11 protein-coding genes are annotated in these 13,376 nt (G+C 40.9%); all 11 read left to right on the plus strand.

Going from position 1 to position 13,376, the window contains the following annotated elements; genetic code table 11:
* Window positions 1–3: 3 nt before the first annotated feature.
* Window positions 4–1,068, plus strand: a complete 1,065-nt coding sequence (locus tag GDK41_RS02035) for a DegT/DnrJ/EryC1/StrS family aminotransferase (RefSeq protein ID WP_152084848.1) — start codon at window positions 4–6, stop codon at window positions 1,066–1,068.
* A 46-nt stretch (window positions 1,069–1,114) separates the two neighbouring features.
* Window positions 1,115–2,047, plus strand: a complete 933-nt coding sequence (locus GDK41_RS02040; RefSeq protein ID WP_152084849.1) for a glycosyltransferase family 2 protein — start codon at window positions 1,115–1,117, stop codon at window positions 2,045–2,047.
* 9 nt (window positions 2,048–2,056) lie between these two features.
* Window positions 2,057–3,199 carry a hypothetical protein gene (locus GDK41_RS02045; protein WP_152084850.1) on the plus strand — a complete coding sequence of 381 codons (1,143 nt, stop codon included), beginning with the start codon at window positions 2,057–2,059 and terminating at the stop codon, window positions 3,197–3,199.
* 110 nt (window positions 3,200–3,309) lie between these two features.
* On the plus strand, window positions 3,310–4,476 hold the full coding sequence (locus GDK41_RS02050) for a nucleotide sugar dehydrogenase (protein WP_152084851.1): 1,167 nt from the start codon (window positions 3,310–3,312) through the stop codon (window positions 4,474–4,476).
* Between the two features lie 152 nt (window positions 4,477–4,628).
* Window positions 4,629–5,108, plus strand: coding sequence for a transcription/translation regulatory transformer protein RfaH (gene rfaH, locus GDK41_RS02055; protein ID WP_152084852.1), 480 nt, complete (start codon window positions 4,629–4,631; stop codon window positions 5,106–5,108).
* Window positions 5,109–5,618: 510 nt separating this feature from the next.
* Window positions 5,619–6,734 (plus strand): polysaccharide export protein, encoded by a 1,116-nt coding sequence (locus tag GDK41_RS02060; RefSeq protein ID WP_152084853.1) that lies wholly within the window; start codon window positions 5,619–5,621, stop codon window positions 6,732–6,734.
* Between the two features lie 11 nt (window positions 6,735–6,745).
* On the plus strand, window positions 6,746–7,180 hold the full coding sequence (locus tag GDK41_RS02065; RefSeq protein ID WP_152084854.1) for a low molecular weight protein-tyrosine-phosphatase: 435 nt from the start codon (window positions 6,746–6,748) through the stop codon (window positions 7,178–7,180).
* A gap of 14 nt (window positions 7,181–7,194) precedes the next feature.
* A complete protein-coding gene (locus GDK41_RS02070; RefSeq protein WP_152084855.1) occupies window positions 7,195–9,429 on the plus strand; it encodes a polysaccharide biosynthesis tyrosine autokinase in 2,235 nt (744 codons plus the stop codon).
* Window positions 9,430–9,763: 334 nt separating this feature from the next.
* A complete protein-coding gene (gene wecB / locus GDK41_RS02075) occupies window positions 9,764–10,879 on the plus strand; it encodes a non-hydrolyzing UDP-N-acetylglucosamine 2-epimerase (RefSeq protein WP_152084856.1) in 1,116 nt (371 codons plus the stop codon).
* Between the two features lie 41 nt (window positions 10,880–10,920).
* Window positions 10,921–12,183 (plus strand): UDP-N-acetyl-D-mannosamine dehydrogenase, encoded by a 1,263-nt coding sequence (gene wecC / locus GDK41_RS02080; RefSeq protein WP_152084857.1) that lies wholly within the window; start codon window positions 10,921–10,923, stop codon window positions 12,181–12,183.
* Window positions 12,184–13,374 carry a UDP-N-acetylglucosamine 4,6-dehydratase gene (locus GDK41_RS02085; RefSeq protein ID WP_152084858.1) on the plus strand — a complete coding sequence of 397 codons (1,191 nt, stop codon included), beginning with the start codon at window positions 12,184–12,186 and terminating at the stop codon, window positions 13,372–13,374.
* The last annotated feature ends 2 nt before the right edge of the window (window positions 13,375–13,376 follow it).

Here is a 13,376-nt window from a genome sequence, read left to right on the forward strand (position 1 = left end):
ATAATGCAATTTATTGATTTAGCTGCTCAATACCAGCATCTTAAAACACGAATCGACAACAGAATACAAGAGGTTTTAGACCATGGCCAATACATTATGGGGCCTGAAGTGCAAGAGCTAGAGTCGCAGCTTGCCGACTATGTAGGAGTGAAGCATGCGATAACCTGTGCGAATGGTACAGATGCATTGACCTTGTCGCTTATGGTGTTAGATGTAAAAGAAGGCGATGCAGTTTTTTGTCCCACTTTCACATTTTTTGCAACCGCTGAAACAATCGCCTATGAAGGGGCAACGCCTGTTTTTGTTGATTCTAATCCAGATACTTTTAACATCTGTCCGATTGATTTAGAAAAACGTATTCAAGCAGTGATAGCGCAAGGAAAATTAACACCTAAAGCAATTATCGCCGTTGACTTATTTGGTTTGCCGGCAGATTACCCCGCTTTGGAGGCGTTAGCCAAAAAGTATGATCTAAAATTAATAGAAGATGCAGCACAAGGCTTTGGTGGAGAAATTTCAGGGCAACGGGCTGGGTCGTTTGGGGATATTGCAACCACAAGCTTCTTTCCTGCCAAACCACTTGGGTGCTACGGTGATGGTGGTGCTATCTTTACCAACAATGATGAGTATGCTGATCTAATTAGGTCTTATCGGGTGCATGGCAAAGGTAAAGATAAATACGATAATGTCAGAATTGGTATGAATAGTCGTTTAGATACGATTCAAGCTGCTATTTTGCTCGAAAAGCTCGCAGAATTTCCGATTGAGTTGAAAAGTAGAAATGAAGCCGCATTACGGTATCACCAGCAACTTGCAGATAAATTTAAAGTGCCTTCTGTGCCCCCAGGTTATGTGAGCTCTTGGGCTCAATATACATTGCAAAGTGAGCAACGAGACGCCGCAATGCAGCAGTATAAATCGCAAGGCATACCAACCGTTATTTATTATGGCACCTGTATGCATGAGCAAACGGCGTTCGCACATTTAAACTATCAGGTTGGTGACTTTCCTATCGCTGAAAAACTGGCGCGTTCTGTATTTAGCTTACCCATGCATGGATACTTATGATTAACGCTGCTGTTGAGCAAATGAATGGAAGTCGTTTGTAGTCACTATGAATATTTCAGTTGTTATTCCGCTATTTAATAAAGCAGAACACGTTGTCAGAGCTGTGGAGTCAGTGCTTCAACAAACTGTGCCTGTAAAAGAGGTGATTGTTGTTGATGATGGCTCTGAAGATGGCGGAGCAACAAAGGTTGAATCTCTTAAATATCAAAATGTTTTAATTCATAGGCAGGCTAATCACGGCGTATCTCATGCTCGTAATGTCGGAATTTCTTTGGCCTCTGGAGATTTTGTGGCATTTTTAGATGCCGATGATTATTGGCTACCTAATTTTATCGCGTTAATTACTGAGTTAAGGCAACTCTATCCCGCTGGTAAATTGTTGTGCACAGGATATGAGTTTAAAACTAAATTGGGCACGAAAAGAGCTATAAACTCTAAACTGTTAGCACCTCATGGTCTGATTGATGACTATTTTAGGGCGTGTTGTAATGAAGACTTACCTATTACAGCTTCTTCGGTCTGTATCGAGAAAAATATTTTAGAAGAGGTTGGTGGGTTTCCTGAAGACCTAAAGCTAGGTGAAGATCAAGTTGTTTGGGCAATGATTGCCTGTAAGTGGCCAATAGCCTATGTGCAACAAAGTGCCGTGGTTTATGATTTAATGGCGTCGAGCTCTGATCAGCAGCGTATAGATTATGTTGACCCCTCTCCACATTTAGCGGCTTTTAAGCAATTAGAAGAGCAGAGCCTAGTGCCAGATAGAATGCTCAATAGCCTCCATTACTTACAGCACTTAACCGTAATGAGTAGTATAAGAAGTAATCTTATTCATGGGCGAAAGCGTCAAGCTATTAGGTTGTTACTCACTCACACAATGTTAAAGTGGGATTTTTATCGGTTATCCGCATTTTTACTCCTACTGGCTCCCACTTCGCTAAACATTTGGCTGTTAAATAAAGCCAAATCGTTGCGCGTATAGGGGGGAGACATGGTCCGACAGCAGTATTTTACTTTCTTTGTAATAGTGGCCGTGGTTGGGTGCCTCTCGTATGGGTCGTATAACCTATTGCCTGCCAACGCTATTTTTGAGTTATTAGTTGTTGGCTCACTACTGTTTGTTGCTAAGCGAATGCCAGTAAAAAGCTGGTATATATTTGCATTTTGTACTGGTTACTTTGTTGTATGTATGGCGCTGGCATTATCTCGAGGAGCCCATCCGGTTGACTTTTTACTTGCATATAAAACCTACTTTTATTTGGCAATTTTGTGTTTTTTTTCTGCAAAAGTATTATTCACATCAGACATGATAAAGCTACTATGGCGCTCTATGTTATTGTTGTTTTTTGTAAAATATGCGCTTTCGATTGTATTGAATGTGGGTGAGCGACCAGGGATATTTACGGAAAATAATTTTGAGATCATGTTTTTACTATTGTTGGGGTGTGCGGTATGGAGTTTAAAAAGTAAGCTTTCGGCACTGGATTGGGCTATGCTGGGAGTTGTTATATTCCTCTCAGGCTCTCGCTCTGGTGTTATCTGCTTTTTAGCCATGATGGTACTTTTGTATATAAAAGAGATGAATTGGAAAACCATCTTACAACTAGGCTTAGTCGGTATTGCAGGATTGGGAGTTGTTGCAATTTTTGTGTCTCGATTGTCGGGTGGCAGTGTTGAAGATATTGATAGAGTCGTTTTCTTTCAGCTTTTTTTAACGGCGATTGCTGATTGGCAATGGCACGAGTTTCTGTTTGGCTCTCCTGCATTAACTCCTTTACCCGCTCAAGCATGCGAGCGGTTAGCTTTTTATAAAACCTTGTTTAGTGCAAAAGACCCCACCATTTGTTACTCAGTTATTCTTCATTCTTATGTAACTCGAGCCATTTTTGACCATGGCTTTATTGGCCTGCTATCTACATTTTGGGTAATTAATACGTTGTTGAAAATGAGTGATGTACAAAGAAGGGTAAGGTTGTCTGTATTGGCCATTTTGTTTTTAAATGGGGTGTCTGTAAGCTCTGTTAACAGTGTATATGCTGTACTTGGGCTTATTATTGTGATGACTGGGTTATATCCGCACCGATTCGAGTTAGAAAAGCGCAAGCTTCATCTTTTGGACACAAAAAGTAATTAACGTAATAGTGTTTTAGCGAAGCAATACGGGTATCGACAATGTTGTACAAAAGTATAGTAGCTAATAAAAACTGCTAGTATTGAAATTACAGTGACAAGAGCGAACATGATATGAAAATTGTGGTGGTTGGTACTGGATACGTAGGCCTCTCAAACGCTGTGCTATTGGCACAACATAATGAGGTTGTTGCGCTCGATATTGTTCAAGATAGAGTCAATCAAATTAATAATAGAGTATCGCCAATTGAAGATACTGAAATCACAGATTTTTTAAGCAACAAAACACTGAACTTGATTGCTACGACGGATAAATCCTCAGCATACGTTGGTGCGCAGTTTGTGGTTATCGCAACACCCACTGATTATGACCCTGATACAGGTTATTTTAATACCCAATCTGTTGAAGCGGTCATTAATGATGTGCTGCAGTTTAGCCCTAAAACAACCATTGTTATCAAGTCAACTGTACCGGTTGGTTTTACAAAACAACTATCTGAAAACCTCAAGGTAAGCAATCTTCTTTTTTCTCCCGAGTTTTTAAGAGAGGGCAAAGCACTTTTTGATAACTTGCATCCTTCTCGCATCATTGTAGGAGAGCGCTCTGAGCGAGCGAAAACTTTTGCTGAATTATTACAACAAGGCGCAATCAAAAAAGACATTGATGTACTTTTTACAGACTCTACTGAAGCTGAAGCTATAAAGTTGTTTTCTAATACCTATTTGGCTATGCGCGTTGCTTATTTTAATGAGTTAGATAGTTACGCTGAATCTCATGGCCTAAACTCTAAGCAAATTATTGAAGGTGTGTGTTTAGACCCCCGTATTGGTAATCATTATAATAACCCTTCTTTTGGTTATGGTGGCTATTGTTTACCGAAGGATACAAGGCAGCTGCTAGCAAACTATCAAGATGTACCTAACAACATAATTCAAGCCATTGTTGATGCTAATACAACGAGGAAAGACTTTATTGCGGAGTCTATCGTAAACAAGCAGCCTAAGGTTGTAGGTATATATCGCCTTATAATGAAGGCAGGATCTGACAATTTTAGAGCGTCTTCTATTCAAGGTGTAATGAAACGTATCAAAGCCAAAGGGATAGAAGTGGTTGTGTATGAGCCTGTTTTAACAGATGAGTTATTTTTTAATTCACGGGTGATATCTGACCTAGACGTGTTTAAAAAAATGAGTGATGTGATTGTTTCAAACCGCATGGTTACCCAGTTGAGTGACGTTAAAGAGAAGGTTTATACACGAGACTTGTTTGGTTGCGACTAAAAAAACGTTGCAGTTTTAGCAGTAATGATGAGTGTAATGAGTTCGTGTGCATATAAGGAACTTGCGACACTAATACTATTGATGCTGGACTCTAAGCTACAGAAGCGTATAATTTTAATTGCTGTAGGTTAAATGAGAAAATGGATTGTCTAATGAAGCAATGGTATTTGGTGTATTGTAAGCCTAAACAAGAGGCTAGAGCTTGCGAAAACCTGCTGCAACAAGGCATAGATGTTTTTTACCCAGTTTACACGCGGCGTAAAACCTCTGGCGCCAAACAACTCATACAACCGTTATTCCCCAGATATCTATTTGTTTATATTGACCTATATTCCGCTCATTTTTGTGCAATAAAATACACTCGAGGTATTAGCGACTTTGTTCGCTTTGGCGAGCACATTCAACAAGTACCTGAAGAAGTCGTTAATCAACTTCGTACTCAACAACCTTCTGCAGAGCATTATGACTTTAAAGCGGGTGATAAGGTTGTACTGTCTAACAATTGCTATCAAAACATAGAAGCGATATTCCAACAAGCTGACGGTGAAACGAGAAGCGTGTTATTAATAGAGCTTTTGAATACCAGTGTTGAAATTATTGCAAAAAATACTGAATTTGAAATGCAAAGTTAACCCTTTATCCTTATTTAAATGTAACAAAAAGGCTGTAACCTTAGGTTTGGCTACATGTTCAAATTGATTTACATGGAGCCACTAGAGCAAATTAGTATTTAAACCAGCATTTAGGGGCTGCAACCTAAGGGCGGAAGCGTGTCTAAAATGGTCTGAAATTGTATAAAAAGAGACGTACGATAGTAGGCTCACTAGTTTGTTGATTACCCTACACGGTTCGTATCGTCTTTAAGCTTGTGCTCGTGTTTTGAACCAAAGCCTGCTTTTGGAGCTTTTACTGCGTAATCTCTAATGCTATAAACGATTCTAAGATGCAGTTCAGCACAGACGAGTAACGACAACTTAATAATAAAATGGTTTAAGGTTAAGTCTGCTTCACTAAGACTTGCTTTGAACCTAGCGCTACTTGCGATTAGTATGCGTGCATGCTTTAATTGACCAGTAAAAATTGGTTGCTATTTAATAAAAAGCAATAAAAAGAAAAGATTATTTTATTTTTGGGAAGACACAATGGCGTTAAGCTGTAAAACTATCATTGCTAGTAGCCTTGTTTTGGCAATGAGTGGCTGCACACTGGTACCCGGTGGTCACTTTGAAGGGATTAACTCTGGTCAACAAACCGCAAACCTTGAGCGCGATTTAGAAAAAGTAAACATTCACATCATTGACTCTCAATTGGTTCAAGAACATAAAATTAAGAGTGCCAAAGAGCTAGAACGCTCGGCGTTGGTTGGCATTGATGTATCTGACTATGAGTATCGATTGGGGGTGGGTGACGTGATCACCATAGGTGTATGGGATCACCCTGAATTAACGATTCCGGCAGCTGTTCAACGAACGGCTGAGTTTGATGGGTTTCGGGTGCAGGCTGATGGCACCATTACTTATGCATACGCACCAAAAGTACCAGCAGCCGGTAAAACGGTCACTGAGTTGCGTGATGAACTCGCAAAAAGGCTTAGCCGGGTAATTGAAGACCCACAAGTTGATGTAAAAGTGGTGGGCTTTAAAAGCCAAAAAGCATACGTAACTGGTGAAGTAACAAAACCAGGGGTTTATCCCATAACTGAAACCCCTGTGACGCTAATTGATGCGATCAACCAAGCGGGTGGCCTAAGCGAAAGTGCAGATTGGGAGACGGTTTCTTTTACTCGCCATGGCAAAACTGACATTATCCAGTTAGACGACTTTTACGCGCAAGGGGATATTTCTCAAAACCGCTTGTTACAGCATGGCGATATTATCCACGTAAACCGTAATGATAAGAAAAATGTTTACGTGCTTGGTGATGTGATAAAAGCAGGTAAAGTCGATGTAAACCGTTACGGCTTAAGCCTTGCCGAAGCGTTAACTGACGCGGGTGGTTTTAACGAGCGGACGGCCGATGCAAACGGTGTTTTTGTACTTCGTAAGCGTGATTTACAAAAAGATGGTGTATTGGCAGATGTATACCAGCTACATGCTAAAAATGTTGCGTCGTTGGTGCTTGCTGAGCAGTTTGAGTTACAGCCACAAGATATTGTTTATGTCACGAGCGCACCACTAGCTCGTTGGAACAAAGTTATCAGCTTGTTGTTGCCATCGCTATCCACAGTAGATGCCATTCAAGATATCGAAAACCAATAGTGTGAGTTTTTATGTTTGATAGTGTTTTAGTGGTATGTGCGGGTAATATTTGCCGAAGCCCAACCGCAGAATATGTATTAAAAAGCAAATTAACAGGAAAGGATATTAAAATATCCTCTGCTGGCTTAACGGCACTTGAAGGTAAATCTGCTGATGCTATGGCGCAAGAGCTAACAAAGGTGTGTGGAATAGACATGAGTGGTCATCAAGGCCGACAACTCAACGGCACTTTGGTGGCACAAAATAGTTTAATCTTAGTAATGGAACATAGGCACTTAGATGATTTATGCAGCCGTTACCCCCAAGCCCGTGGTAAAACCTTTTTACTCGGTAAATGGATAGGGGATAAAGAGATCCCCGACCCGTATCGCCAATCTAAAGAAGCGTTTGAGCATGTGTATGAACTTATCGATAGTGCCTGCGGCGCTTGGCAAAAGTATTTATAAGGAATCGTGAGTATATGAATGCTCAGCCAAATTTGATCACTCCACAAAAGTCACAAAAATTAGACGCTCAAGAAATTGACTTAATGGCACTATTTGGTGCTTTATTTGACGCTAAATGGTTTATTGTTGGTGTTACAGCGCTATTTATGCTGTTGGGCATAGCCTATGCCATATTCAGCACGCCCATTTATCAAGCAACGGCGATGGTGCAAGTTGAAGAAAAAGGCGGCTCAGTGCCTGGGTTTGATGACATGTCTGGCATGTTCGAAACTACCTCAGCAGCAGTTACTGAAATTGAACTGCTAAAATCAAGAAGCGTAATTGGCGAAGCTGTAGATACACTAAACTTAGATACAGTTGTAGAGCCTAAATTATTTCCTTTGTTTGGTGGGCGAAGCTATCGCAAATTTGTTGCCCAAAATAAAGGTGATGTGGCAGAACCAAGCTTTGGTGCAAGCTCTTATGCCTGGGGCGGTGAGCAAGTTGAAATTTACCGCTTTAGAGTTCCCAAAAGTGCTGAAGGAATAGGGTTTACTCTACAAGCTCAAGCTGACAGTGGCTTTACCTTATTAAATGGTAATGATGAAGTAGTTTTAACGGGAAAAGTGGGTGAAGAAGTAAAGTCTGGCCAATTTGAATTAATAATCAAAACCCTTGTTGCGCGCCCTGGAACTGAATTCTCAATAGTCAAACGCAACCGTTTACAAACTATTTTAGATTTGCAAGCCGCTATTTCAGCTTCTGAAAAAGGTAAAGATTCAGGCATTATCAACTTAGCCTTACAAGATAAAAGCCCTAATTATGCTGAAAAAGTACTTGATAAGGTGGCGGGTATTTATGTTCGCAGAAACGTTGAGCGTAACAGTGCCGAAGCGCAGCAATCATTGGAATTTTTAGAAGTTCAACTACCTGAGGTAAAGCGTAGTTTAGAGAGAGCTGAAAAAGCATTCAACGACTACCAAATACGTCAAGAGTCTATCGACATCAGCCTAGAAACACAAGGTGTATTAGAGCAAATTGTAAGCCTAGAGACAAAGCTGCAAGAGTTAGAGCTCAAACGATTGGAACTTGCACGAAAGTTTAAGCGCGAGCACCCTTCCTACCGAGGGGTTGTGGAGCAAATTGATACTGTTAAACGCCAGCGCAACGATCTTGCTGGCGAAGTGCAGGGCTTACCAGAAACACAAAGAGAGCTACTGAGACTGCGCCGTGATGTAGAAGTAAATAACGAAATTTACACGCTACTCCTAGCCAAAACACAAGAGCTTGACATTGTGCGCGCAGGTACGGTCGGTAATGTGCGTATTGTTGATTATGCAGAGGTTAACACTACGCAACCGGTAAAGCCTAAAAAAGCATTAATTGTAGTAATGGCCACCATGCTTGGTGGTATGTTAGCTGTAGCAATTGTACTTATCCAAAAAGCGATGCATAAAGGCATTGAAGACCCAAGCGAGATTGAAGCCTTAGGCATGCCTGTTTATGCCAGCGTCCCCTTCTCTGAATATCAAGTTAAGCTAACTGGTTTTGCCAAAGCGCGCAAAGGCAAAACAGCAAAAGCCAAATCAATACTTGCCATTGATAACCCCGCAGACCTTTCTGTTGAAGCTTTAAGAAGCCTACGTACTAGCCTGCACTTTGCCATGCTTGAGGCAAAAAATAATGTGATTGCTATCTCAGGCCCAAGCCCCGGTGTGGGTAAATCATTTATTACCGTAAACTTAGCTACAGTGCTTGCCCAAAGCGGAAAACAAGTGTTGGTTATAGACGGCGATATGCGTAAAGGCTATTTGCAAACTCAGTTCGGGATGAAGTGGGATAACGGCCTTAGTGACTATTTATCTGGTCGTTTAGATTTAAATCAAACGATAAAGCACACGCAAGTAGAGGGTTTGGATGTAATGACGCGTGGTCAAATACCGCCAAACCCTTCTGAGCTACTAATGCACGAAAACTTTAGTAAGTTAATCAAGGAGGTAAGTAGCAAATACGATTTAGTGATTGTAGATACACCACCGATATTAGCAGTAACAGACCCAGCTATTGTTAGTGCTCATGCTGGTACAACACTACTTGTAACGCGCTTTGGTCAAAATCATGCCAAAGAGCTGGAAATTACACGAAACCGTTTTGAGCAAAACGGTATAGATGTAAAAGGCGTGGTGTTTAATGGGGTGGTTCGTAAATCAAGCAATGCCTATGGTTACTACGGTTACTACAACTACGAGTACAAATCAGATAAAGGATAGAGGTTGTGTCGCTGAGACTCGTAGCACGGTTTTACGTTACGATTTGTAGCAGTGACTTTATGTCGTGACTTATAAGATGAGGTGTTATTGTGAGACACAGTACAAGCAGGATTTGTTGAGATATAACAATTCTATATGTTTAAACTCGCATTGTATTGTGATTGGGAGAAGATCAATTAAGGTTACTCATATGAGAATTTTATTCGCAAAATAACGGCTTTGTATGTAGGCGTGGGACTAAATGAAAAAGAAAGCTAAACAAGACAAGTAAAAGCTAACTAAAACCCAATCGGCATTTTTAAACAAAGCAGTATTAAAATAAAAGGGACGCGCTGTGAAAGTACTTACAGTATTCGGCACAAGACCAGAAGCCATCAAAATGGCACCTTTAGTACATGCACTAGAGCAAGATAAACGCTTTGACGCAAAGGTTTGTGTTACAGCTCAGCATAGAGAGATGCTGGATCAGGTGCTTGAATTATTTAAAATCACCCCAGACTATGATTTAAACTTGATGAAAGCTGGGCAAACGTTACCCGAAGTCACAAGCCGAGTTTTGTTAGAGCTTACTCCTATACTAAAAGAGTTTAAGCCCGATGTTTTGTTAGTTCATGGTGATACCGCAACAACATTTGCAGCAAGTCTAGCGGCTTATTATGAGCAAATCGCGGTCGGCCACGTTGAAGCGGGTTTGCGTACGGGTGATATTTACTCTCCATGGCCAGAAGAAGCAAACCGAAAGCTGACGGGAGCACTCACCAAATATCATTTTGCACCTACAGCAACCTCTAAACAGAACTTACTTGCTGAAAATTACCAAGATGACACCATATTTGTTACGGGTAATACTGTGATAGACGCTTTGCTGATAGTGAAAAAACAAATTGAGACGGATTCTGATCTCAACAATACACTGGCTGCACAATTTCCTATGCTTGATGAAAAGAAAAAGCTTATCTTGGTTACCGGCCATCGCAGAGAGAGCTTTGGTGGCGGGTTTGAGCGCATTTGTGAAGCGCTCGCTAAAACCGCAAAAGCGCACCCAAACTGCCAGATCATTTACCCAGTTCACTTAAACCCAAATGTTCAAGAACCAGTTAAACGTATACTACGCGATATAAACAATGTTTACTTAATAGAACCCCAGCAATATTTGCCCTTTGTTTATTTAATGAATAAAGCCTATGTTATTTTAACAGACTCTGGCGGCATTCAGGAAGAAGCGCCAAGCTTAGGCAAGCCAGTTTTGGTTATGCGCGATACTACTGAGCGCCCTGAAGCAGTTGCAGCTGGGACAGTAAAGTTAGTTGGGACTAACGTTGAAGCAATCACTTCTTCACTTGATGAACTTTTAATAAATAAAAGAAGCTATGAGCAAATGAGCAGAGCGCATAACCCTTATGGCGACGGCAAAGCATGCACGAGAATTTGTGATATTTTGGCTCAATAAAAACAAACAGTTTTAACCTCCTATATTTTAAAAGGGATAGTATGTCTTTCAATACAATTTCGGTCATTGGGCTGGGTTATATTGGCTTGCCAACCGCAGCCATGTTCGCCTCTCGTAAAAAGAAAGTAATTGGTGTTGATGTTAATCAACATGCAGTAGACACAATCAACCGAGGTGAAATACACATTGTTGAGCCTGAGCTAGATATGATTGTTCATGCAGCAGTAAAAGAAGGCTACCTCAAAGCAACGCTCACCCCTGAACAAGCCGATGTATTTTTAATCGCAGTGCCTACACCTTTTAAAAACAACGATTCCACAATTCCAGAACCAGACCTTAGTTATATCCAAAAGGCCAGTGAAGCCATTGCGCCGTTACTAAAAAAAGGGGATTTAGTGATTCTGGAATCGACCTCTCCAGTGGGGGCGACGGAACAAATGGCAGACTGGCTAGCTGCAGCTCGCCCTGATTTAAGCTTCCCACAAAACGCTGGGGAAAATGCCGATGTTAATATTGCCTACTGCCCTGAACGCGTATTACCTGGGCATGTGGTACGTGAGTTAGTCGAAAATGACCGTGTAATTGGGGGCATAACAGCAAAATGCTCGGTTAGAGCGGTAGAGTTATATAAAGCGTTTGTAAAAGGCGAGTGTGTAATTACCAACGCACGAACAGCTGAAATGGCAAAGTTAACAGAAAACTCTTGCCGTGATGTACAAATTGCATTTGCCAATGAGCTATCTATTATTTGTGACAAACTTGACATCGATGTGTGGGAACTCATTTCACTCGCCAATCGCCACCCACGCATCAACATTTTGCAGCCAGGTCCAGGTGTTGGCGGGCACTGTATTGCAGTAGACCCTTGGTTTATTGTGAGTACTGCACCAGAAGAAGCAAAACTTATACATACAGCGCGCAAAATAAATGATGCGAAGCCAGAATGGGTAATTGATAAAGTAAAAATTGTTATTGCAGAGTTTCTTCAAGCAAATCCTGATAAGACAGCGAAAGATATAACTATCGCTTGTTACGGATTAGCGTTCAAACCTGACATTGATGATTTGCGCGAAAGTCCAGCTCTTAATATTACTAGGCGTTTAGCTGAGTTCCATACTGGTGCCATTCTTGCGGTGGAGCCTAATATCAATAGCATAGAAGGTATTTCTGCGAATATTGAGTTAGCTTCATTTGAGGCTGCCAAAGCGCATGCAAATATTCACTTGGTGCTAGTAGAACATAAAGAATTTAAAGCGTCTAAGTTTCATGCTCAATATATAATTGATACAAAAGGGATTTGGTAAGTGAATAATATTTTATCTCTCATTGGTCGTGAAAAAGAACTTTTTACACAAGACATTACAAAACATAGAGTAGAATTACAGCGCATTGTATCAAAATCTCGTTTCTTGGTATTAGGCGGTGCAGGCTCTATAGGTCAAGCTGTAACAAAAGAGATCTTTAAACGTAACCCAGCCAAATTGCATGTTATAGACATCAGTGAAAATAACATGGTTGAATTAGTTCGCGATATCCGTAGTTCCTTTGGTTACATTGATGGTGAATTTAAAACATTTGCGCTCGATATAGGCTCGACAGAGTACGATGCTTTTATTAAAGCTGATGGCCAATATGATTATGTATTGAACCTATCTGCCTTAAAGCATGTACGAAGCGAAAAAGATCCGTTTACCCTCATGCGAATGATCAACGTTAATGTATTTAACACGGATAAAACAATCCAGCAGTCCATTGATGCTGGCGTTAAAAAGTACTTCTGTGTTTCGACAGACAAAGCCGCTAACCCCGTCAATATGATGGGCGCGTCAAAGCGCATTATGGAGATGTTCCTGATGCGCCGCAGCAAAGAAATTGATATTTCTACTGCAAGGTTTGCAAATGTGGCGTTTTCAGATGGCTCACTTTTACATGGCTTTAACCAACGCATCGAGAAGCAGCAGCCGATTGTCGCACCTAGCGATATCAAAAGATACTTTGTTGTACCGCAGGAGTCAGGCGAATTATGCATAATGTCATGCATCTTTGGGGATAATCGCGATATTTTCTTTCCAAAATTAAGTGAATCTTTACACCTAATTACTTTTGCAGATATCGCCGTTAAGTACCTTGAGCAAAGAGGATATGAACCACACTTGTGTGATAATGAACAAGAGGCAAGAGAGCTTGCGAAAACGCTACCAGCACAAGGCAAATGGCCTTGTCTTTTCACCGAAAGTGATACCACGGGTGAAAAGGATTTCGAAGAGTTCTTTACTGATAAAGAAGAACTGGATATGACTCGCTTTGAGAATCTGGGCATTATTAAAAATGAACCTGAATATGACCAAGAGTTATTGAGTCTTTTCGAAGCACAAATTGCGAATATGAAAACCGAACAGGCGTGGAGCAAAGAACAAATTGTCGAGCTGTTCTTTACCATGATCCCTGACTTTGGCCATAAAGAGACTGGCAAGTACCTTGATAGCAAAATGTAAGG

The sequence above is a fragment of the Pseudoalteromonas sp. A25 genome (genome assembly GCF_009176705.1).
Classification (GTDB): domain Bacteria; phylum Pseudomonadota; class Gammaproteobacteria; order Enterobacterales; family Alteromonadaceae; genus Pseudoalteromonas.

Coding starts and splice junctions, on each gene's coding strand:
- GDK41_RS02035 (WP_152084848.1), top strand. CDS start 4: ATGCAATTTATTGATTTAGCTGCTCAATACCAGCATCTTAAAACACGA.
- GDK41_RS02040 (WP_152084849.1), top strand. CDS start 1,115: ATGAATATTTCAGTTGTTATTCCGCTATTTAATAAAGCAGAACACGTT.
- GDK41_RS02045 (WP_152084850.1), top strand. CDS start 2,057: ATGGTCCGACAGCAGTATTTTACTTTCTTTGTAATAGTGGCCGTGGTT.
- GDK41_RS02050 (WP_152084851.1), top strand. CDS start 3,310: ATGAAAATTGTGGTGGTTGGTACTGGATACGTAGGCCTCTCAAACGCT.
- rfaH (WP_152084852.1), top strand. CDS start 4,629: ATGAAGCAATGGTATTTGGTGTATTGTAAGCCTAAACAAGAGGCTAGA.
- GDK41_RS02060 (WP_152084853.1), top strand. CDS start 5,619: ATGGCGTTAAGCTGTAAAACTATCATTGCTAGTAGCCTTGTTTTGGCA.
- GDK41_RS02065 (WP_152084854.1), top strand. CDS start 6,746: ATGTTTGATAGTGTTTTAGTGGTATGTGCGGGTAATATTTGCCGAAGC.
- GDK41_RS02070 (WP_152084855.1), top strand. CDS start 7,195: ATGAATGCTCAGCCAAATTTGATCACTCCACAAAAGTCACAAAAATTA.
- wecC (WP_152084857.1), top strand. CDS start 10,921: ATGTCTTTCAATACAATTTCGGTCATTGGGCTGGGTTATATTGGCTTG.